At 64.1% G+C, this 19357-nt stretch carries 20 protein-coding genes; 8 read left to right on the top strand and 12 right to left on the bottom strand.

Annotated elements, in window-relative coordinates; translation table 11 throughout:
- Nucleotides 1-44: 44 nt before the first annotated feature.
- Nucleotides 45-455: a DUF2946 domain-containing protein gene (locus tag OKW41_RS15765; RefSeq protein WP_429444046.1), complete on the bottom strand. Its 411-nt coding sequence runs from the start codon at nucleotides 453-455 to the stop codon at nucleotides 45-47.
- Nucleotides 456-684: 229 nt separating this feature from the next.
- On the opposite strand from OKW41_RS15765, the gene OKW41_RS15760 reads away from it, so the two are divergent.
- Entirely contained in the window at nucleotides 685-2820 is a 2136-nt protein-coding gene (locus tag OKW41_RS15760; protein WP_429573093.1) for a tetratricopeptide repeat protein, read from the top strand.
- Here the strand turns inward: OKW41_RS15760 and OKW41_RS15755 are convergent.
- From OKW41_RS15755 to OKW41_RS15745, 3 genes are all read right to left on the bottom strand, one after another.
- On the bottom strand, nucleotides 2815-3411 hold the full coding sequence (locus OKW41_RS15755; RefSeq protein WP_429573092.1) for a molybdopterin-dependent oxidoreductase: 597 nt from the start codon (nucleotides 3409-3411) through the stop codon (nucleotides 2815-2817). The genes OKW41_RS15760 and OKW41_RS15755 overlap by 6 nt on opposite strands.
- Nucleotides 3412-3731: 320 nt before the next feature.
- Complete coding sequence (locus tag OKW41_RS15750) at nucleotides 3732-5039, bottom strand: LysR family transcriptional regulator (protein WP_429444043.1); 1308 nt, start codon at nucleotides 5037-5039, stop codon at nucleotides 3732-3734.
- A complete protein-coding gene (locus OKW41_RS15745; RefSeq protein ID WP_429291528.1) occupies nucleotides 5036-5737 on the bottom strand; it encodes a GntR family transcriptional regulator in 702 nt (233 codons plus the stop codon). The genes OKW41_RS15750 and OKW41_RS15745 overlap by 4 nt, the downstream gene beginning before the upstream one ends.
- A 391-nt stretch (nucleotides 5738-6128) precedes the next feature.
- Here OKW41_RS15745 and OKW41_RS15740 point away from each other — a divergent pair, with 391 nt between their 5' ends.
- The 3 genes from OKW41_RS15740 (at nucleotide 6129) to OKW41_RS15730 (ending at nucleotide 8604) form a co-directional block, all read left to right on the top strand.
- Nucleotides 6129-6971, top strand: a complete 843-nt coding sequence (locus OKW41_RS15740; RefSeq protein WP_429573091.1) for a gallate dioxygenase — start codon at nucleotides 6129-6131, stop codon at nucleotides 6969-6971.
- Nucleotides 6971-7330: a protocatechuate 3,4-dioxygenase gene (locus OKW41_RS15735; protein ID WP_429573090.1), complete on the top strand. Its 360-nt coding sequence runs from the start codon at nucleotides 6971-6973 to the stop codon at nucleotides 7328-7330. Before OKW41_RS15740 ends, OKW41_RS15735 begins: the two co-directional genes overlap by 1 nt.
- 281 nt (nucleotides 7331-7611) lie before the next feature.
- Nucleotides 7612-8604, top strand: coding sequence for a bifunctional helix-turn-helix transcriptional regulator/GNAT family N-acetyltransferase (locus tag OKW41_RS15730; protein ID WP_429573424.1), 993 nt, complete (start codon nucleotides 7612-7614; stop codon nucleotides 8602-8604).
- 30 nt (nucleotides 8605-8634) lie between these two features.
- Here the strand turns inward: OKW41_RS15730 and OKW41_RS15725 are convergent, their stop codons facing one another.
- From OKW41_RS15725 to OKW41_RS15710, 4 genes are all read right to left on the bottom strand, one after another.
- On the bottom strand, nucleotides 8635-9270 hold the full coding sequence (locus OKW41_RS15725) for a PqiC family protein (protein WP_429573089.1): 636 nt from the start codon (nucleotides 9268-9270) through the stop codon (nucleotides 8635-8637).
- Nucleotides 9267-10562 (bottom strand): MlaD family protein, encoded by a 1296-nt coding sequence (locus OKW41_RS15720; RefSeq protein ID WP_429444040.1) that lies wholly within the window; start codon nucleotides 10560-10562, stop codon nucleotides 9267-9269. Before OKW41_RS15720 ends, OKW41_RS15725 begins: the two co-directional genes overlap by 4 nt.
- Nucleotides 10559-11764: a paraquat-inducible protein A gene (locus OKW41_RS15715; RefSeq protein ID WP_429573088.1), complete on the bottom strand. Its 1206-nt coding sequence runs from the start codon at nucleotides 11762-11764 to the stop codon at nucleotides 10559-10561. The genes OKW41_RS15720 and OKW41_RS15715 overlap by 4 nt, the downstream gene beginning before the upstream one ends.
- 211 nt (nucleotides 11765-11975) lie before the next feature.
- The gene (locus OKW41_RS15710; protein WP_429444038.1) at nucleotides 11976-13166 is read right to left on the bottom strand and encodes an L-dopachrome tautomerase-related protein; all 1191 of its coding nucleotides are present in this window, start codon (nucleotides 13164-13166) and stop codon (nucleotides 11976-11978) included.
- A 518-nt stretch (nucleotides 13167-13684) separates the two neighbouring features.
- Here OKW41_RS15710 and OKW41_RS15705 point away from each other — a divergent pair.
- Nucleotides 13685-14461, top strand: coding sequence for a hypothetical protein (locus OKW41_RS15705; RefSeq protein ID WP_429573087.1), 777 nt, complete (start codon nucleotides 13685-13687; stop codon nucleotides 14459-14461).
- 142 nt (nucleotides 14462-14603) lie between these two features.
- Here OKW41_RS15705 and OKW41_RS15700 read toward each other — a convergent pair whose 3' ends face one another.
- Entirely contained in the window at nucleotides 14604-14990 is a 387-nt protein-coding gene (locus tag OKW41_RS15700; RefSeq protein ID WP_429573086.1) for a BON domain-containing protein, read from the bottom strand.
- Between the two features lie 55 nt (nucleotides 14991-15045).
- Entirely contained in the window at nucleotides 15046-15621 is a 576-nt protein-coding gene (locus OKW41_RS15695; RefSeq protein ID WP_429573085.1) for a cysteine hydrolase family protein, read from the bottom strand.
- Between the two features lie 196 nt (nucleotides 15622-15817).
- Here OKW41_RS15695 and OKW41_RS15690 point away from each other — a divergent pair, with 196 nt between their 5' ends.
- Nucleotides 15818-16138 (top strand): pyrimidine/purine nucleoside phosphorylase, encoded by a 321-nt coding sequence (locus OKW41_RS15690; RefSeq protein WP_429444035.1) that lies wholly within the window; start codon nucleotides 15818-15820, stop codon nucleotides 16136-16138.
- An 87-nt stretch (nucleotides 16139-16225) separates the two neighbouring features.
- Here the strand turns inward: OKW41_RS15690 and OKW41_RS15685 are convergent, their stop codons facing one another.
- The gene (locus OKW41_RS15685) at nucleotides 16226-16627 is read right to left on the bottom strand and encodes a CPBP family glutamic-type intramembrane protease (protein ID WP_429444034.1); all 402 of its coding nucleotides are present in this window, start codon (nucleotides 16625-16627) and stop codon (nucleotides 16226-16228) included.
- A gap of 110 nt (nucleotides 16628-16737) precedes the next feature.
- The gene (locus OKW41_RS15680) at nucleotides 16738-17385 is read right to left on the bottom strand and encodes a DsbA family oxidoreductase (RefSeq protein WP_429573084.1); all 648 of its coding nucleotides are present in this window, start codon (nucleotides 17383-17385) and stop codon (nucleotides 16738-16740) included.
- A 213-nt stretch (nucleotides 17386-17598) separates the two neighbouring features.
- Between OKW41_RS15680 and OKW41_RS15675 the strand changes: the two genes are divergently transcribed.
- Nucleotides 17599-18327, top strand: a complete 729-nt coding sequence (locus OKW41_RS15675) for a 2OG-Fe(II) oxygenase (RefSeq protein WP_184025551.1) — start codon at nucleotides 17599-17601, stop codon at nucleotides 18325-18327.
- Nucleotides 18328-18431: 104 nt separating this feature from the next.
- Nucleotides 18432-19334: a LysR family transcriptional regulator gene (locus OKW41_RS15670; RefSeq protein ID WP_429573083.1), complete on the top strand. Its 903-nt coding sequence runs from the start codon at nucleotides 18432-18434 to the stop codon at nucleotides 19332-19334.
- The last annotated feature ends 23 nt before the right edge of the window (nucleotides 19335-19357 follow it).

Here is a 19357-nt window from a genome sequence, read left to right as displayed (position 1 = left end):
CTCGTCGATGTGAGCGACGAATGCGCGATCAGAACCGGTAGCGATCAGGAAACGGCAGGTGGGGCGCGCGGACGTCCCGACGGGAAGGCGCCAAGCGGGGTGAAGCGGGTGGACAGCGTGGGCGGCGCGGTGCCGGACAGCGGCAGCGCGGCCGGCGGCTCGACGGCGGCGAGCGTCGGCATCGCGACGTGATGTTCGAGCAGATGACAGTAGCCGCAGGCGCCGAATGCATCGTCGTGGCTCAGATGCACGGGCGCGGGGCTGGTTTGAGCGACGACGCTCGCATCGCTCACGTTGCTTGCACCAGCCGGATGAAGCGCCGAACATAGCGCGGCAATCGGCTCGTGGGCGCGGCCCGATTCGAGCAACTGACTCATGAGCGGTGCGAACACGACGAGCCACATGGCGACGAGGCCAAGCCATGCGGTCAGGTGGTTGCGCGAGTGTCGAGTCATGATCGTCGAAGAAAAGACGGGCGCGATTCTAGCATCACCGCGCGATCCTTTCATTCGCAATGACGGGCATAACGGCGGATTAGACGGTGAAAAAGCGCTTATTTCGGGGCGCTGAGGCCGAGGCGAATCACTTATGCTGTGAAATCGCGCGAGGTGCGCGTATCGAATCAATAGCGCAACGGCGGCGCACCCGCTGCACGGCCCCGCCGCTGAAACATCGCCACGACACATGACACTCACGCAGACGCCTGCTTCTTCGATCGCCGACATCAACCAGCGAGCCGTGGCGCTATGTTCGGCCGGGCAGTTCGCCGACGCGTTGCCCCTCGTCGCGCCGCTGCTCGAAGATTCCGCCTTGCCGAACGATCAGCGGGCCGATGCGTTCAATATCGCCGGTGCGTGTTCGTTCGCGCTGGGTCAGTGGGCGGACGCGGAGAATCGTTGGCGCCAGTGCCTGTATCTGAAGCCCGATTACGCGGACGTCTACGCGAGTCTCGGCTCGCTATTCCGATCGCTCGGCCGCCTGTCGGCCGCGAAGTCGACGTATCGGCAACTGGTGTCGCTGCGCCCGCTCGACGCGAACGCGCATTATCAACTCGGCAACGTGCTTTACGGGCTCGGCTACCGCGCCGAAGCGGAGGCGGCATATCGGCAGGCGGTGACGCTTCAGCCCGACCACGCCGAAGCGCATTACAACCACGGCATCGTGCTGCGCGACCTGCGACGCCCGCAGGAAGCAGAAGTGGCTTATCGTCATGCGCTGCGCGGCTTGCGTGCCCATGCCGAATTGCACAACAACCTCGGCAGCGTGCTGATGGAGCTTGGGCGTCTCGCGGAAGCGGACGCCGCGTATCGCGAAGCGCTGACGCTGAAGCCGCAATATCCGGAGGCGCTCAATAATTTCGCCGGTGTGCTGAAGGCGACGCGGCGTCTCGCGGAAGCGGAGCTGGCTTGCCGGCTCGCGATCGCTATCCGGCCCGACTACGCGGAAGCGCATCTCAATCTTGGCGCGGTGCTCGTCGACCTCGATCGGGTCAGCGAGGCCGAGGCGGCGTACCGCGAAGCGCTCGCGCATCGGGCGGACTACGCGGAGGCGCATTACAACCTCGGCGTGGCGCTGTTCAGGCAGGAACGTTATGAGGAAGCCGAGCAGGCTTACCGAGACGCGATTCGCTGCCAGCCAGGGCTTGCTCATGCGCACAACAATCTGGGTTGCGTGCTGCGCGTGCTCGAGCGTTTTTCGGAAGCGCTCGACGCGTTCCGGCAAGCGCTCGCGGTGTCGCCACAACTCGCCGAGGCGCACTCGAACATTGCCAACGCGCTGACGCAACTCGGGCGCTTTGCCGAGGCTGAAGGCGCGTATCGACAGGCGATTGCATTGAAACCCGACTATGGCGAGGCGCGTTTCAGCCTCGCCGTGTTGCTGCTCGGCTTCGGCCGCTTCGACGAGGGCTGGCCCCTCTATGAATGCCGCTATGAGCAGCCCCATTTCATTCATCGAAAGTCGCGGGCGATGCTCAGTTGTCCGCAATGGCTCGGCGAGCCGCTCGGGGGCAGGTCCGTGCTGCTGTGGCAGGAAGACGGCCTCGGCGACATGCTGCAATTCAGCCGCTACGTTCCGCTGCTGAAAGCGCTGGGGGCCGCGCATATCGCGTTTGCGTGTGCGCCGGCGTTGCATCGGCTGATCGGCGAGGTGGATGGCGTCGATGCGGTGCTCGACCACCATGGAGCGCTCGCGCGCGTTGCGACCTACGATTGCTGGACCAGTCTGCTGAGCGTGCCGTTGTATCTGCGCACGACGCTGGATACGATTCCGCGTCCCGCGCGACTGAGCGCGGATCCCGCGCTCATCGAACAATGGCGCCCCGCGCTCGACGCACTGCCGCCCGGCCACCGGGTCGGTCTGGTCTGGAAGGGCAACGCGAAGCATCATAACGACGCGAATCGCTCGATGCCGTCGCTCGCCACGCTCGCGCCGCTGTGGAGCGTGCCAGGCCTGAGCTTCGTGAGCTTGCAGAAGGGGCAGGGCGAGGACGAAGCGCGCAATGCGCCGGTCACGCGGCCGCTGCTCGATCTCGGCGCGCGCGTGACGGACTTCGCGGACAGCGCGGCGATCGTCGCGCAACTCGATCTGGTGATCTGCGTCGACACATCGATCGCGCATCTGGCGGCGTCGCTCGGCAAGCCGTGCTGGGTCATGCTGCCCGAAAGAGACGTCGATTGGCGCTGGATGCACGAGCGCGACGATTCGCCGTGGTATCCGCACACGCTGCGCCTGTTCCGGCGCGCGCCGGGCGAGGACTGGGCGAGCTCGGTCGAGCGCGTGCGGCAGGCGTGCGTCGAGCGATTCGGCGGCGCGCTATGACGCCTCTGTGAGCTGCATGTGATACAGGCCCCACGGCGACAATTCGAAGCGGTCCTTCAGTGGCCTGGCCGCGAGTTCGGGAATCTGATCGGCGTCGTAGATCGTCCATAACGGCCCCACGCCGCCGAGCGCCAGCGGCTTGCCGTCCATTTGTGTCGCGACGATGAAGTGAAACTCGCGCACCTTGTCGAGCGTCGTCAACACTGCGTAGCCATCGACCGCGTGCATGACGATTTGCGTGCTGCCCGCGTCGGGCGCGCCGACGTTTGCGAGCACGTCGGTGAGCAGCGGGCCGCTAAACGTATGCATGTGCGCATCGTATTCGATCGTCGGATGGATCGTCACGGTTTTCATGCGGGCGAGCCACGGCAGATCGACGCCGTACGCTTGCGAAAACTTCACCTGATGCTTCGCCAGCAGTTGATCGAGAGCCGGATTGAGCGCGCCGCGATTGCTGTGCCTGATCGCGCCGGAGATCGTCAGGACGACTGGAGACGGCCCGCATTCGGCGTGCTCACGCTTCGCGCCGAATGCGGGCGCGACCGCCGCGCCCAGTGCCGCGGCGCTGGTCAGGAACTGGCGTTTGTTCATTACGTTTTCTCCGGGTGTCGTCGAGGCGCCGCGTGGTGAGGTACGTGCTCTTCTATTGTCGGAGAATTGTCGCCGCAGGTGATACGGCGATGCTTCATTAACGCGTCATTCCCTATGCTATTTCCGCATGCGGTTCGTGCCGGAGCTGGCACGGTTCCTTGCGCGGCGGTCCAATGCGGTGCGCGTCTTCGCAGGTTTATGACGAAGTCCTTTTCCAATGCCAAGGGACGCACGAACCAGGCGCAACGCAAGAAGCCTCGCGTACATCGGGGAAATCACACTCGACATCAACTCTTTGTCACCCTAATCAATGGAAGTGCTCAGTTCGCGCCGATACTGACGGTGCGCGTCACATCGACGACCGACAGCCGGATCGCGTCGATCAATGCGCGCGCCGCCGGTGACGGCGTGCCCGCCGCGCGCATCGTCAGGCCGATCTCGCGCCGCGTGTTGTGCAGCGGTACATCGAGCACCACCAGTTGCCCGGACTGAATCTCGTGATGCAGCTGCTGCGCCGACAAGGCCGCCGCCATGTCGGTACCGAGCAGCAGGCCGCGAATCACCGCGAGGTCGGCGGTCTCGACGGTCGGCAGAGGAGGCTTCACCTTCATCCGCTTGAATTGCGTTTCGAACAGCGCACGCGCCGGCGCGTTGCTGCGCGGCAGAATCCACTGCGCGTCGCGCAGACCCATGATGGTCAGATCGTGCGCGTGAGTCAGCGGATGACCGCGGCGCACCAGCACCACCATATCTTCCGACATCAGCCGCTCGTTTTTCAGGCCGCTCGTCGCGTCGTTGTCGCGCAGCGCGCCGAGAATGAAATCGATGTCGCCCGCGCGCAGACCGGCCACGAGCGTCTCGTATGCGCTTTCGTCGGTGACCACGCGCACGCCCGGATTCTCCGAGGTCATTCGCGCGATCGCCTTCGGCAGGATCAGCGTGCGCCCGAGCGGCAACGCGCCGACTGTCACCGAGCCCTGAATCTTGCCGTGCAATGCGGCGATATCGTCGGGGACGTGGCGCAGTTCGTTCAGCGCGCGGCGTACGTGAAGCAGGAACGTCTCGCCCTCGGCCGTCAGCAGAATGCCGCGCGGGCTGCGGTGAAACAGACTCAGTCCCGAGCCGCTTTCGAGTACCCGGATCGCGGTACTCACCGCGGGCTGGCTGATGCCGAAGGTTTTTGCCGCGCTCGGCATATGCCGATGCCGCGCGAGCGCCGCGAATAGTTGCAACCGCCGCGTGTTGAGCAGGTACGCGGGCAATGCGCCTTCCGCGACGGGCCGGCGGCGCGTCTGTCGCGTGGTGCACCATCGGGCGAGTTCTTCGAGTTCAGCGAAGATCCGCTCGCAGCGATGCAGCACCGCGCGGCCGACCGGAGTGGGCAGCATGCCCGAAGGACCGCGATCGAACAGCGGTTCGCCGAGCGCCGACTCGAGCTCCTGCACGGAGCGCGTGACCGCCGACTGCGCGCGAAACAACGCGGCCGCCGCGCGCGTCGCGCTGCCCATATCGGCGACGAGCCGGAATGCGCGCAGTTGCGCGAGATTGAGCAGGTCCTTGCTGCTGACCGACAGCGGCGCTTTGGCGGTCGCCTGGCTGGTTGCGGCGGAAAGCGTGTCGTTGCTCATGCCGCGCCCGCGATCAGATGCAACGACGGCAGCGACAGATTCAGACTTTCCTTCGAGATATGCGTGTGCTCCTTCATCAACGCATCGACGCGCGCGCCTTCGCCTTTTTTCAGCGCGTCGACGATCGCGTGATGCTGGCGATGCGCGTACATCAGCATCATGAATTGACGCTCGCGCGCGGATTCGTCGAACGCGATCGTGAACGGCGACACGAACGGCACCTTGTCGTTCAGACTGAGCGCGGCCGTGACCGCCTGGTTCTGCGCCGCTTCGACGATCAGCGCATGAAAGCGGCCGTTCATCTGCGCGTAGCGCACGTCGTCGCCTGGCTGCAGATGCTTTTGCTCGAAGATCGCGTCGCCTTCACGCAGGCAGTCGTCGAGCGCGGCGGCGAGCGCGGGGCTCACGCCGTTTTCGGCGACCGAGCGCGCGGCGAGTCCCTCGAGCACGCCGCGCACGTCGATCGCGTCGAGCACGTCGCGCACGCTGAAGCGGCGCACGACGTAACCGCGCGAGCCCGAACGATCGAGCAGGCCTTCCGACGACAGCACGCTCAACGCATAACGCAGCGGCGTGCGCGACACGCCGAGCCATTGCGCAAGCTGCGCTTCGACGAGCCGCTGCCCGGGCGACAGTTCGCCCGACAGGATCTTCTCGCGTAAGGTCTGCACAATCGCTTGCTGGGTGGTCTCGTTCATCGTTTCGTCGCTCGTCGGAAGCAGCGCAGTATAGCCACGCGTGCAGCACCGCTCCAAGCCTTGGAAATGTGCGTTGCGAGTTGTTTTCCGGGCCATCTGTTTTATTTATCGCGTGACGAGATGCCAAGGCGTCGGGGAAGGCTTGCCTCACGGGCTTGGGATACCGAGGGAGCCCTGCGCGGCGTGGGTCAGGGCGCGCTTCATCCGCGCTCCGGCCGCGCAAATGCCGGGTTTTTACTCATCAACCCTGCGCTGCCTGAGGTATACCCGTGCTTCCCGTATCGCGGCACAATTTCTATCTTTGTATCCCAAGACGGTCGTGGTGACCAGCGCGGTAAACCTGGCGACCTATCCGATTGGCAGCAGCACGAAGTGACGGAAGAGAACGAATATGGCAAGAATCATTGGTGGTATCGGCACGTCCCATGTACCCACGATCGGGTTGGCGTACGACAAGGGCAAGCAGAACGAACCGGCATGGGCGCCGATGTTCAAGGGTTATGAACCGGTGGCGCAGTGGCTGGCCGAGCAGAAGCCCGACGTGATGGTGATGTTCTACAACGACCACGCGAACAGCTTCTTCTTCGACTGCTATCCCACGTTCGCGCTCGGCGTGTCGCCCAACCACGAATTCGCCGATGAAGGCGCCGGCAAGCGTCCGCTGCCCGACATCGCCGGGCATCCGGATCTCGCGATCCATATCGTCGAGCAACTGGTCGCCGACGAATTCGATCTGACCGTCTTCCAGGACCGCCCGCTCGATCACGGCGTCAATTCGCCGCTGTCGCTGATGCTGGCGCATCAGGGCGGCTGGCCGCTGTCGCTGGTGCCGCTCGAAGTCAACGTGCTGCAGTATCCGCTGCCCACCGCGAATCGCTGCTACCGGCTCGGCCAGGCGCTGCGTCGCGCGATCGAATCGTTCGAGCAGGATCTGAAGGTCGTGGTGGTCGGCACGGGCGGGCTGTCGCACCAGGTGCATGGCGAACGCAGCGGCTTCAACAACACCGAATGGGACATGGAATTCCTCGACCTGATCGTCAGCGATCCGGAGCGTCTTGCCGCGATGAAGCACGTCGATTACGTGCGCCTCGGCGGCGCGGAAAGCGTCGAGACGATCATGTGGCTCGCGATGCGCGGCGCGCTGGGCCAGAAGGTCCGCGAGCTGCATCGCAACTACTACCTGGCGACCAGCACCGCGATGGCCGTGACGATCTACGAAGAAGAGGTGGCGTAATGAATCCGCAACTAATTGGCGTCGAAGAACTGACCGGCACGTATCCGTTCGATATCCGCCAGAGCATGAAGGCGATGCGCCTGAACCGCTTTTTCTGGCAGATGCGCGAAGCGTCGGCGCGCGCGCTGTGGCTCGAAGACCGCACCGCCTCATACGATGCGGCCGGCCTGACGCCGGAAGAACGCACGCTGGTCGACAACACCGACTGGATCGGTCTGATCCGTTATGGGGTGTCTTTCTTCGTGCTCGAGAAGTTCGCGCGTGTGGTGAAGATCACCAATCTCGGCGTGTACGCGAGCATGCGCGGCGAAACGCTCGAAGCGTTTCTGAAAACTCGTCAGGTACCCGACGCCGTTTAAAGGCCGTAGTCCAAACCATCCGACTTACTTCGACCGTGATTATCGGCGGGTTCACGTCGCATATCTTCTTTACTGTGCCGTTGGCGTTGACCGTCAAGCGGTTGATGGAGAATCAGCGGTATTGACGAGGTTGTTCGGAAAAGAAAGCCGGGTTCGGTTGAGCCCGGTTTTTTTCATCTGGATGCTGCGTTGCAGCGATCGCGACTGCCACTTCGCTCTTGCTTAAGTTGCGAGCCGCAACTATATTGATTGCGCAACGCAACTGATATGTGAGCCCCATCGTGGACCTGATCGACGCCCCCGCCAAGCCCCGCGACACGACGATTCTCGAACTCCGCGAGTTTTCCCGCCGGCTGGTCCGCGAACTTGGTTTCATGCGCACGACCATCGCCGACAGCGATCTGGCGCCATCGGCCGTGCATGCGGTGATCGAGATCGGCATGTCGCCGGGCATCAGCGCCAAAGATCTGGCGACCATCCTGCGGCTCGACAAATCGAATACGAGCCGGCAGATCGCAAAGCTTGAAGCGAGCGGACTGGTCGAGCGCACGGTCTCTTTAGACGATGCCCGTTCCTCCGAGCTGTACCTGACGGCCGAAGGTCAGAAGTTGCGCAAAAAGATCGACCGGTTCGCGACCGATCGCGTGTCCGGCGCGCTGCGGCGCATGGTTCCCGCCGACCAGCAGGCGCTGGTCCGTTCTCTCGCGCTGTACGCGGACGCCCTCGCGCAAGGCGACGTCAGCAAGCTTGCCGCGCCGGAAGCGGGGTCCGCGGGAATCGTGGAAGGCTACCAAGCCGGCTGCATCGGCGATATCGCGAGTCTGCACGGGCGCTATTACGCGCAACACTGGGGTTTCGGCGCCTTCTTCGAAAAGAAGGTCGCGACGGGGCTGGCGGAGTTCGCGGGCGCATTGCCGGCCGAAGGTAAAGGGCTTTGGCTATACGTCGAAAACGGCCGCACGCTCGCGTCTGTCGCGATCGACGGGGATAACGACACGGCTGTCGCTCATTTGCGCTGGTTCATCGTCGACGATTCCTTGCGCGGCTCCGGGATTGGACGGCAATTGCTGTCGCATGCCATGCGTTTCGTCGACGAGCGGTTCGACGAAACCTATCTATGGACGTTCAAGGGACTCGACGCGGCGCGTCATCTGTACGAGTCATTCGGCTTTCGGCTAAGTGAAGAATCGGAAGGCACGCAATGGGGAACACGCGTGGTCGAGCAGCGTTTCAACCGGCTTTCCGCAAGGAAAGGCGATAGCGGTACTGCGTGATCGATGCGGCAGCGAACTCGACGCCGTCGGTCAGTGCGCGAGGACCGACGCCGCGATCCGGTCGGCCAATTCGCCGAGAACGCGGCTCAACGCGGCCGCCTGCGCGAGCGCATCGTGTCCATTGATCGCGGAGTCGAGCGTCACCTGCTGCCGCAGCGGCGCCTGATCCGAGTGCCCGGCCAGCAGCGTCCACTCCGCTTGCAGCGTCAGCGTGCCGCTCGGGTCGGCCATGGCATTCAGCACGGTGACGACCAGCGTGCGCGTGCCGGGCGGTGCGGGTGCATCCGGAACGACGGACGATCCGGCGGGCAGCCGCATGAGCAAGTCCTGGGCAAGCGTTTTGCGCATCATCTGAGCGAGCGGTGCGCCCCACCGGTCGCTATCGTCGATCGTCAGCCGGTTCTGCGAAGCCAGCGTGACGACTTCGAGCCGATCGAGCACCGCGGGAATATGCACGGCGGTCAGTTGAATCGGTGGGATCGGCGCCGTGGCGGGCGGCGCGTCGGCGGGCATCGGGTTCAACGTCACATAGCGTGTCGGTATGCTGTGTCCGCATCCGGCGAGCGTCATCGCCGCGACGGTTACGACAAACGCCGCCGTCCTGACGCTCGTCGCGAGCGATGTCGCGACGGCGCGTCCGACGGGGAACGTGGACCTCGTCATCATTGAGCCTCCTGCTGCCTGCCATGGATCAGCGCCTCCGGATGGCGGTCGAGATAGTCGGCCAGTGCCCGAATCGAGCGTGCGGTGTCGGTCAGCTCCTGCATGGCGGCAGGCAGGTCGTTCTGGCTCGACGCGTCGCCGCCTAGCGTCCGGTTCGCCGCGGCAACGGTGCGATCGGCCGCGTTCGCCGTCTCGCGCAATTGCGCGACGAGCGGACCGATCTGTGGCGAGACCTGCTGCAACGTGTGATCGATCTGCGCGACCGAGTGGTCGATGTGCGTCAGGCTGTCCTTGATCTGAGGCGAGGAACTGAGCGCGTTGATATGCGCGGCGATACTGCGGACCTGTTCGCCGGTTTGCCGGATCGGAAGATCGTCGATTTTCTGGATCACCTCGTTGGCCTTGGCCATCGTCGTGTCGAGATTCGCGGCGGCGACACTCGGAATGACGGGCATGCCGTCCTCGCTGGCGAGCGTCGCCACCGGCGCGCCTTGCACGAAGTCGAGGTTGATCTTGGCCGCGCCGACGACCGGCGGGTCTTGCGACAACCGCGCGCGCAACCCGGTGGCCACGAGGCGGGTGAGCATGCCGTCGACGAGCGGGCGCCAGTCCCCGTCGGCCGGTGGCGGCGCGCCGACGATGCCAAGCTGCGACGGGTTCAGCGCGATCTGCACCGGGGTGCTCAGCGCGCCCGTGCGTGCGTCGTAGTTCAGGCGCACGCTGGTGACGGTGCCCACGTCGAAACCGCGCAATTGCACATCGGCACCACTCTTCAGGTCGCCGACCGCACCGTCGAAGCGCACCAGATAGGTGACGACCGGGCCGTGCCCCGGCGCGAGCGCGGGGCGGCGATCGACTCCGTCGAAACGCGATGCCGGTTCGCCGGGCCCGGGCTCCATCACGATCTCGGGGCCGGACAGCACTCCCTTGAACGACGCTGGATCGTTGAGATCCACGTGTGCGCCGCGCAGGAAAAACCTGGTCTCGCTGCGCAGATACTTTTTTTCGGCGCGATCTATCTTGAGCTCGGCTTGCACGTGTTGGCCATCGGGCGCGAGCGTGATCTCCGAGACGGCGCCGACCTTCACGCCGCGCAGCGTGACGATCGTGTCGTCGGGCTTCATGCCGTACGCGTTGTCGAAGGTCACCGTGACCGTCTCGCCCTGATGCATCAACGCGCGAACGCCGAGCCATCCGGCCATCGCGAAGGCTGCGATCGGCACCGCCCAGATCCAGCCGGGCCACGCGCTGCGCCGCACCTGGGCCTGCGAACGACGGGGACGCGTGCCGCTCATCGCTTGCTCCGCGGGTGGACGTCCCACATCAGGCGCGGGTCGAATGCGCGCGAAGCGGCCATCGTCAGCAACACGACCAGCGCGAACGCGGTGGCGCCGATGGCGGGTCTGGCCGCGGCGATGCCGTCGAACTGGATCAGCGGCACGAACGCGGCGATCGTGAACACGTCGACGTACGACCATCGGCCGAGTTCGTCGATCAGGCGGTACAGATGCGCCTTGACCCGCAGATGCCGGCGCGAACGGCGCCGAACGGAGACGACGAACCATGCCATGCCGAGAATCTTCGCCACCGGAATGACGATGCTCGTACAGATGATCAGAATGCCGATCGGCCACAGGCCAGCGTGAAACAGCTGATAGACGCCGTCGATGATCCGGTGCGACTGGGTCCGCCCGAGTTGCATCGAAGTGGTCATCGGAAAGAAGTTGGCCGGGATCGTCAGAACGAGCGCGGCGAGCGACAGCGCAGCCGCGCGCACGACGGCGTCGGTTTTGCGAGCGCGCAACGTCAGTGCGCAGCGAGGGCAGGGGCGCCCCTCCTGCGACATCGGCACGACCAGATCGCAAACCGTGCAGGACAGCGGCGCTTCATGTTCCGGCAACTCGTTTTCCGCGGCGATCGCGCGCCACACGGTTCTCCGGTCGAGCGACGCGCGCGTGAGCATCGACAGCAGCGCCGCCGCGATGAAGCAGTAGCCGCCGGGGGCGATCGTGCCGGTCAGATTCTGCGTCACGCGCGCGTAACCGACGAAGCAGCCGACCAGATAGACATCGGGCATGGTCCAGATATCGAGCGAGGTGGTCCAGCGAAACAGCGCACCGATTCCTCTGGTACGCCGGCCGAGCCGCAGCGCGACGAGGACGATCACGAGGCCGCCAAAGCGGATGAATGGCAGCACGATACCGAAGGTGCCGAGCAGTACCGCGAGAATGAACCAGCCATCGTTCCACATCTCCACGATTCCCGACGACAGCAGTGATGAGCGCTCGACGCCGAGCATATGGACATACATCAGGGGCGCGAGGTTGGCCGGAAACAGCAATACGAAGGTCGCGCTCGCGCAGGCGAGCGCCGCGGTCTGGCTTCGGCCGCTACGCCGCTCGAGCGGAAAGTGACAGGCGCGGCAACGCGCGTAGGTATGTGCGGTGAGCGGCGGGATGTCTTCGAGCGCGCCGCATTCGGGGCAGCCGATCGTCATGCGACGTTCTCCATCGGCTGTCCGTTTTCAGGCGGGCAGTGCGTTGCGAATGAGGTTTCGCCGATCATCACTCGACCCCTGGCGCCGTTTGGCGCGTGCATATACGGCAGACGCGCTGGCGCGCCAGCTCTTGTCCTCCACCAGCATGGCGCGTTCCCGGCCGGCCTCGGCGCGCCGGGCCGCACGGACGAACGGCGGCCGCGGTGTGGCGTCAGTCGGGTGAGCGGTTCCGATCCGCTTCGCTTTGCGAGCCGGGCGGCGTGCCCGGTTTGGTGTCCGGCGCCGCTGACGGAGCGGCGTCGGCAATGATCAGCAACCTCGAAGACAGCGCGTCGGGATGGCCCGGCTTGAACCAGTTCATCTCGGGAATGCGTGAATCGGTCAGGTAGATCGTGCCGTCCGGCCCTTCCGCGAACGTATCCGGCCATCGCAGGCCGGGCTCGTGCAGCAACGTCGTCAATGTCGCGCCGTCCCATACCTTCACCGCATGTTCTTCGACCGCGGTAATCAGCAGGCGTCCCGTCCGGTCAATGTGCAGCCCGTCGGCGGGGCGATGCTCGAGCACTTTCTCGACGCGGTTGCCGACTTCATCGGTCGCGAGCGTGGTATCGCGAAGCGCTTCGGTGGGTACGCGGTAAAGCGTTTTGCCCTTCACCGCCTGCCAGTACAGATACAGTCCATCGCGAGTGAGCGCGATGCCGTCGGCCGCAAATTCGACGCCGCGTCCATCGGGACGCCGCAATGGTGCGCCGCCTGCATGGACCGTGACGCCCGGATCCGTTTGCGTCGACGGATGCCCGTCGAGCACGCGGCACGCTTGACCGGTGCCGAGATCGACCACCACGATCGCGCCGCGTGTTCCAGAGTCCGTGATGTAGGCGAAACGGCCGTCGGGACTGATGCGCACGTCGTTCAGATAGCTGCCCTGAGGCGCGATTTCGAGCGTGAACGCAATGCAGCCGGCGACGCTATCCGTCGCAAGATCGATGCGGACCAGTTTAGGGGCACCCGGCACGACGAACGCCTGGGCCGGCGCGCCGGGGTCGAGTACCCACAGGTTGTTTTGGGAATCGCACAGCATCGCCTGCACGCAGACCCAGCGATCCTGCGGGTTCAACTCGTCACGCCTGGCGTTGCGCCAGCCGTTCCATCGATCGTCGGGATAAGGACGGACGTCGCCATCGGGCGTGAGTACGCCGACGGAGATCGGCGCGTCTTCTGTCCAGCGCGGGAAGTTGACGAAGATGCGTCCGTCCGCGGCGACGGCGACGCCGGTCACCTGGTGCCCGAACGACGCAATCTCGCGCAGATGCGGCAGCGAGCCGTCGTCACCGGCGCTCGATGCAGGCGCGGCGGTCAGTGGAACCCGATCCGCGGCGGTTGGCGTGGCGGTGTCTTTCATGGGCTGTCTCCGGGACAGGACGGAAATGTCCGTATTCAGTAAAGCGAATGCCGCGTGCAAAGATAAAGTGAATCGTAATCCGCGAATCTTTCGGAAGGTATTCAACGTGAATTGCGGACCGTCCTTTATGCGAATTGTTTGACTTTCGCGCGAGCAGAGAACGGTAGTGCGCGCAATAGGGAAAGCTGAGTTGTCGCGTGGCGCTTGATACGACATGGCGCGCTAAAAGGCCGCGTTGCTACTACGTCATTCAGGGCGAAAAGAATCGCTCCGCGGCGGCGTGCGGAGCCGCCGTACCAAGCAGTCCATTTCGGCAACTCTGACTCTCAGGGTTTCTCCTGACTCGCCTTTGGACCCGCCGTGTCACTCGTGCGCTACACCGCTCATTTGCAAAGAAAAAATAATGCCGACGTCAAAGGAATGTGCTAAAAAATAACAATTGCACGTGCAGACAAATAGCCACACCTGCAAGTAAAAATTTCGGCTTTCAACACTCTTAATCGGCCGCGAGGTGGATCATGAGAACAAGGACGCTTTGGGGGCTCGGGGTGACGACGGTCGCTTCGGTGCTAACGCTGCAGTGTTATCCAGCGTGGGCCGACGGGCCCGAAGCGGCGTATGCGTCCGACGACGAGGTGCCGGCCGGCTCGCTCAGTCCGAACGAGTACAAGGTCAATGCGGACGGCATGAAAGAAGATCCGAATGCGAAGATGTCGGACGTGGCCCGCGCGTATCGCAATGGCTATATCAACCGCGGCAAGCAGGATCAGGCCGATTACCAGGCAATGATCGACTCGCACAATCACGGTCAGCGGCAACCCGCCAGGACCGACGTCGCGCGGGTCGACGTGCCGCCGCTGCCGCCGGGCGTTCCCGAAGACGATAACTCGAAGTACACGAGTATTCCGCCGCAGCCTCAGAAGCCGCGGCCGGTCCAATACGCGCAGCGTCAGGTGCCGCAACCGCCGCCGCAACAGCAATATCAGCAGGTGTACCAGCAGCCGCAATACGCGCCGCCGCCAATGCAATACCAGCAGGCGCCGGCCTACGCGCAGATGCAGCCGGTCTACGACAACCAGCCGGTATACGTGCGGCAGGACTATCCTCAGCCGCCCGTGCAGTACGTGCCGGTTTATCCGCAGGCGCAATACGATGAAATGCCGCAGGTCGTGGAAACGGTGGTTCAACCGGCCGCGCCTGTCGCTTATCAGGTTTATCGTCCGCCGGTCTATTGGGCGCAGCCGCGCGTGTATTCGTATCGCGCGCCGGTCTACAGCTATCGTATGTGGCGTTGAGGTATTGCGCGAGTCCTGGCGGCGTTGCGCAACAATGGAGCGCCGCGGCGAATACTCGCACGCATCGATTGATTGGTTGATAGAAAGTACTCAGCCCGGCGCATTCGTGTCGGGCTGAGTACTTTCTTTTATTCGTTTCGCGCTAGTGACCGCTGGCACCTCTCGTGCGCACATTCAGATGGTTATTCACCTGTCTGACTCCGCGCACCGATCTCGCGACACTGCTCGCGCGTTGCACCTGAGCGCGCTGCGGTACCCAACCGGTCAGCGTCACGATACCGCGGCGCGCCTGCACGTGAATCGACGTTGAATGCAGGTTCGGCGTGCGTGCGAGCGCGCGCCGCACGTCGCGCGCGAGCTCGCTATCGGGTCTGTTGCGAGCCGGCGATGCCGCGATGGATTGGCTTTGCGCGGAAACATCGTTCGGCATGCCGCCACTGGTTTGCGCATTCGCACAGGTCGCAGTGCCGATCGCAATCGCTGCCGCGGCAATGGTGCCAATAAGGGTGCTCGCGCTGTCTTTTCTCACAAGTCCTCCTGTATCACCTGATTGTCGCTCGCCGCGCGGCAGATCGACGTTGCGACTATTGCGGTTGCCCGTTGCCCAATAGCGCGTCCGTCGTGACGACCGTGCAGTACTCGTGATCGAGATTGGCCAGTGACATCGCATGAATGTCGTCGGCGCTGCGCGGCGTTCCGTGCCAGTCGGTCCGTGCAAAAGTGAAACAGCCGTCGGCCACGAGATACGTATCGAAACCGAGGTTGCCGGCCATCCGCACCGTGGCCTCGACCGAGTTGTTGGTGATGACACCCGCCACGACCAGCGTCGTGTGGCCGGCGGCGCGCAGGCGGTCCTCGAGTCCCGTGCCGATGAACGCGTTATTCGTGCGTTTCGCAATCACCGGTTCGTCGGGCAACGGCACGTTCGACGCCTTGAATTCGTGTCCCGCCTGACCCGGCCGATAGTGCGACCCAGGCTCCGTCGAGTCGTGCCGCACATGCCACACCGGCCAGCCTCGGCTACGCCAATGCGCGAGCAAGCGGCTCACCTGCGTCTCGGCTGCGGGATTGTTGCGCTCGCCCCAGCTCGGATGATCGATCGCGCGTTGCAGATCGATCAACAACAATACGGCGCCGGCGGGATGAGCGGGAGAGCGCATGGGTCGAATGAGTCTGTGTGGGTGTCGATATGATTCTGGCAGACTTTACCGTATTGCCGCCATCAATAGGCATGTATGATGGCGGGCTCGCGCCCGGCAGGGGCCCTGCGCGGGCGGCTTGCGCGGATCGCGCGCCGTCTGCCGCGCCCACCGGGCCGCAACGCATCCCTTCAAGATGATCCAGAGGAAGACCGCCATGACGGCTGCAACGCAATTCGACCAGGTTTCTGTTGTCAAACGAGCCAACGTGTACTTCGACGGCAAGTGCGTGTCGCACACCGTGCTGTTCACCGACGGCACGCGCAAGACGCTCGGCGTGATCCTGCCCGGCACGCGGAACTTCGGCACCGACGCGCCGGAGCTGATGGAAGTGCAGGCGGGCAAATGCCGCATCCGTCTCGACGGCAGCGATGAGTGGAAGACCTATGGCGCGGGCGAATCGTTCTCGGTGCCTGGCAAGAGCCGCTTCGATATCGATGTGGTTGAAACGCTGGACTACGTTTGCAGCTATCTGTAAGCGGCTTTAAGGCGCGTGCAGTGGGATAAGAAAGACCTGCTGCAAGCAGCCGGGACGGCTTGGACAATGGACCCAGGCTATCTTGGCTCAGATGTGTTGAAGAGACAACACGCAAGCATTCGCGAGTGCATGCGTGAGCCAGGTGCTCAGAATGGGCCGTCCATTACGCTTCGCTTCGACGATGAACACCGCCGCCAGCACCACCGCGCCCAACAGAATCGTCGCGACCGCACGATCGACATAGCCGTGCATCAGCGTGAACAGCGCGATCGACGCCGCCGCGGCAACCCGCCACGACGAACGAAAGACGCCGTTGATGAGCCGAATGGGCAACCATTGCCCGACGATCGTCTCCAGGAACGGCATCAGAATGGTGATAAAGAACAGCTGAACCGGAATCGGTTTATCGGCGAGCGGGTTTTTATGCGGCGCCGGCGGGCCCCACAGCGCGTATTGAGCAAATATCAGCGCGACCTGCCCGAAAAACATGATTGCCGCGCCGCCGATTATCAGCCCCCATCGGGGCACCTCGTTCCAGCTTCTTTTCGTTAAAACCGTCAGCGCGTGCAAGATGGGCTCCGTTAGCAATTGGCCGGATCTTACGCTGTCTCTTTCGCCATGATCTCCTCGATCACCTGCACGAATTGCTCGACCGGCTGGCCGCCGGTCACCAGATAGCGGCGGTTGAAAATGATCGACGGCACCGATTGAATGCCCATTTCCTGATTGTTCTTTTCCGCTTCGCGCACTTCATCGGCATACGCGCCGCTCGTCAGCACGTCGCGCGCTTCGTCGGCGTCGAGTCCTACCGACCGGGCCGCTTCGACCAGCACGTCATGATTGCCCGGATTCTTGCCGTCGGCATGATACGCGCGCAATAGCGCGAGCTTCAGCGGTAACTGGTGGCCCTTCAGGCCGGCCCAATGCAGCAGGCGGTGCGCGTCGAACGTGTTGTAGGTGCGGGTGCGCGGTCCGAAATCGAAGCCGACGCTCGCGCCGCGTTCGCGGATCATTGCCTGCGTTTCGGCAATCTGCGCGGCCGTGCGGCCGTATTTCTTGCCGAGATACTCGACGATGTCTTCGCCGTCCGGTCCCATCTGCGGATTCAGTTCGAATGGATGCACGACGATACGCGCGTCGATTTTGTCCTGAAGCCGCGCGAGCGCGAGCTGCAGCGACGACAGGCCGATCGCGCACCACGGGCAGGCGATGTCGGAAACAAAATCGATGGCGAGCTGCTGTTTCATGGTTGTCCTGGCGGAATGAAGTGCGATGCGGCGGCGGCAAATGCGGCCGCAACGATACCGACAGCGTAGCGTGAATCGTGCGTCCGTGCCGTGCGGCTGAATTTGATAGCAAGACCCGGAGTGTTTTCCCGCCACCACACTCGTACACTAAGCTCATCGAGCTACCTACTTTGATGGCGCGGGCGACGAGCCCGCGCCGCCCACTCATCGACGATGAACGCAATCGCTCCCACCCAAACGATCGACCAACGCGCCGACGCACTCGACTGGCCGCGGATCGAGCACGATCTCGATCAGTACGGCTGCGCCGCCGTGCCGCAACTGTTGACGCCGCGCGAATGCGACGCGCTGAGCGCGCTCTATACACGCGACGCGCTTTATCGCAGCCGCGTCGTCATGGCGCGCCACGGCTTCGGTCGCGGCGAATACAAGTACTTTGCGTATCCGCTGCCGTCGCTCGTCGGCGGCTTGCGCGGTGCCCTTTATCCGCACCTCGTGCCGGTCGCGAACCGCTGGAACATGGCGATGGGCATCGACGTGCGCTATCCGCCGAAACATGCGGATTTCATTCGACGCTGCCATGACGCCGGCCAGGTGCGTCCGACGCCGCTGATCCTGCAATACGGCGAGGGCGATTTCAACTGCCTGCATCAGGATCTGTACGGCGAACACGTGTTCCCGCTGCAGGTTGCGGTACTGCTGTCGGAGCCGGGGCGCGACTTCACAGGCGGCGAGTTCGTGATGACCGAGCAGCGTCCGCGCATGCAGTCGCGTGCCGAAGTCGTGCCGCTCGCGAAGGGCGACGCGGTCGTGTTCACCGTGAACAGCCGGCCCGTGCAGGGTACGCGCGGGCCGTATCGCGTGAATCTGCGGCACGGCGTGAGCCGCCTGCGCTCGGGACATCGGCATACGGTCGGCATCATCTTTCATGATGCGCTGTGAGGACCGCCGTCGGCGCAATGGCGCAACACCGCGTGCCGTGAGACGATAACGACCACGATTCCAGCGATCTGCCGCCATTGTCGTAAGATCCGTCGCCTCGTCCCATGGAAAACCTGCTCAAGAAACTCGATCTGACTTCGCTGCGTCTGTTCGTCGCCGTTTGCCAGGAGCGCAATATCGCGCGCGCGGCGGAGCGCGAGTTCATCGCGTCGTCGGCGGTGAGCCGGCGCATCGCCGAGATCGAGGCGCTGATCGGCCTGCCGGTGATTCAGCGGCAGTCGCGCGGCATTACCGTGACGCCGGTCGGCGAGACCGTGCTGCGCTACGCGCTCGCGATCATCGGCAATATCGAGCGGATGAGCGCGGAGTTGTCGCGCTTTTCGACAGGCGTCAAAGGGCGCGTGAAGGTGGTCGCGAATCTGTCGTCGATCGTGCAGTTTCTGCCTGAAGACGTGGCCGCGTTCGGCCGCGCGTTCCCGGATGTATCGATCGAACTCGAAGAAGAAAACAGCGCGGACGTGCTGCGTATCGTCGACGAACACGGCGCGGACTTCGGCATCTGTAATCCGGTTGCTGGCAGCGAGGCGTTCGAGCAGGTGCCGTACCGGCAGGACCGGCTCGCGGTGCTCGTGCCGGGTGGGCATCGGCTCGCCAGCGCGGCGCGGGTGAACTTCGACGATCTGTTGCACGACAGCTTCGTCGGCTTGCGCAGCGAAAGCGCGCTCACACGTTTGCTCGCGCAGCAGGCGGCGAGCGCGGGCCAGCAGCTCGACGTGCGGATGCGCGTGAGCAGTCTCGATGCGCTGTGCCGGATGGTGCATGCGGGGCTCGGTATCGCGATCGTGCCCGAGCCGGTCGGCCTGCTCTACGTGAACACGCTCGACGTGCGGCTGCTGCCGCTTGCCGATGCCTGGGCGGAGCGTCATCTGATCATCATCTTCAAGGCGCGCGAGCAGTTGAGCGCGAGCGCGGCCGCGCTGGTGTCGTTCCTCGGCAACCCGCCTTAGACGATTCCACCACCCGCACTCCG

Source organism: Paraburkholderia sp. UCT70 (assembly GCF_050434085.1).
Taxonomy (GTDB): domain Bacteria; phylum Pseudomonadota; class Gammaproteobacteria; order Burkholderiales; family Burkholderiaceae; genus Paraburkholderia; species Paraburkholderia tuberum.
Note: the sequence above shows the minus strand (reverse complement) of the source record. Positions and strands in the feature narration are given on the sequence as shown.

Excerpts from the sequence above, each read along its gene's own strand:
- OKW41_RS15755 (WP_429573092.1), bottom strand. The coding sequence starts at position 3,411 with ATGAACAAACGCCAGTTCCTGACCAGCGCCGCGGCACTGGGCGCGGCG.
- OKW41_RS15750 (WP_429444043.1), bottom strand. The coding sequence starts at position 5,039 with ATGAGCAACGACACGCTTTCCGCCGCAACCAGCCAGGCGACCGCCAAA.
- OKW41_RS15720 (WP_429444040.1), bottom strand. The coding sequence starts at position 10,562 with ATGAGCGGCACGCGTCCCCGTCGTTCGCAGGCCCAGGTGCGGCGCAGC.
- OKW41_RS15745 (WP_429291528.1), bottom strand. The coding sequence starts at position 5,737 with ATGAACGAGACCACCCAGCAAGCGATTGTGCAGACCTTACGCGAGAAG.
- OKW41_RS15675 (WP_184025551.1), top strand. The coding sequence starts at position 17,599 with ATGAACGCAATCGCTCCCACCCAAACGATCGACCAACGCGCCGACGCA.
- OKW41_RS15760 (WP_429573093.1), top strand. The coding sequence starts at position 685 with ATGACACTCACGCAGACGCCTGCTTCTTCGATCGCCGACATCAACCAG.
- OKW41_RS15690 (WP_429444035.1), top strand. The coding sequence starts at position 15,818 with ATGACGGCTGCAACGCAATTCGACCAGGTTTCTGTTGTCAAACGAGCC.
- OKW41_RS15735 (WP_429573090.1), top strand. The coding sequence starts at position 6,971 with ATGAATCCGCAACTAATTGGCGTCGAAGAACTGACCGGCACGTATCCG.
- OKW41_RS15670 (WP_429573083.1), top strand. The coding sequence starts at position 18,432 with ATGGAAAACCTGCTCAAGAAACTCGATCTGACTTCGCTGCGTCTGTTC.
- OKW41_RS15695 (WP_429573085.1), bottom strand. The coding sequence starts at position 15,621 with ATGCGCTCTCCCGCTCATCCCGCCGGCGCCGTATTGTTGTTGATCGAT.
- OKW41_RS15740 (WP_429573091.1), top strand. The coding sequence starts at position 6,129 with ATGGCAAGAATCATTGGTGGTATCGGCACGTCCCATGTACCCACGATC.
- OKW41_RS15765 (WP_429444046.1), bottom strand. The coding sequence starts at position 455 with ATGACTCGACACTCGCGCAACCACCTGACCGCATGGCTTGGCCTCGTC.
- OKW41_RS15725 (WP_429573089.1), bottom strand. The coding sequence starts at position 9,270 with ATGATGACGAGGTCCACGTTCCCCGTCGGACGCGCCGTCGCGACATCG.
- OKW41_RS15710 (WP_429444038.1), bottom strand. The coding sequence starts at position 13,166 with ATGAAAGACACCGCCACGCCAACCGCCGCGGATCGGGTTCCACTGACC.
- OKW41_RS15715 (WP_429573088.1), bottom strand. The coding sequence starts at position 11,764 with ATGACGATCGGCTGCCCCGAATGCGGCGCGCTCGAAGACATCCCGCCG.
- OKW41_RS15680 (WP_429573084.1), bottom strand. The coding sequence starts at position 17,385 with ATGAAACAGCAGCTCGCCATCGATTTTGTTTCCGACATCGCCTGCCCG.
- OKW41_RS15705 (WP_429573087.1), top strand. The coding sequence starts at position 13,685 with ATGAGAACAAGGACGCTTTGGGGGCTCGGGGTGACGACGGTCGCTTCG.
- OKW41_RS15685 (WP_429444034.1), bottom strand. The coding sequence starts at position 16,627 with ATGTTTTTCGGGCAGGTCGCGCTGATATTTGCTCAATACGCGCTGTGG.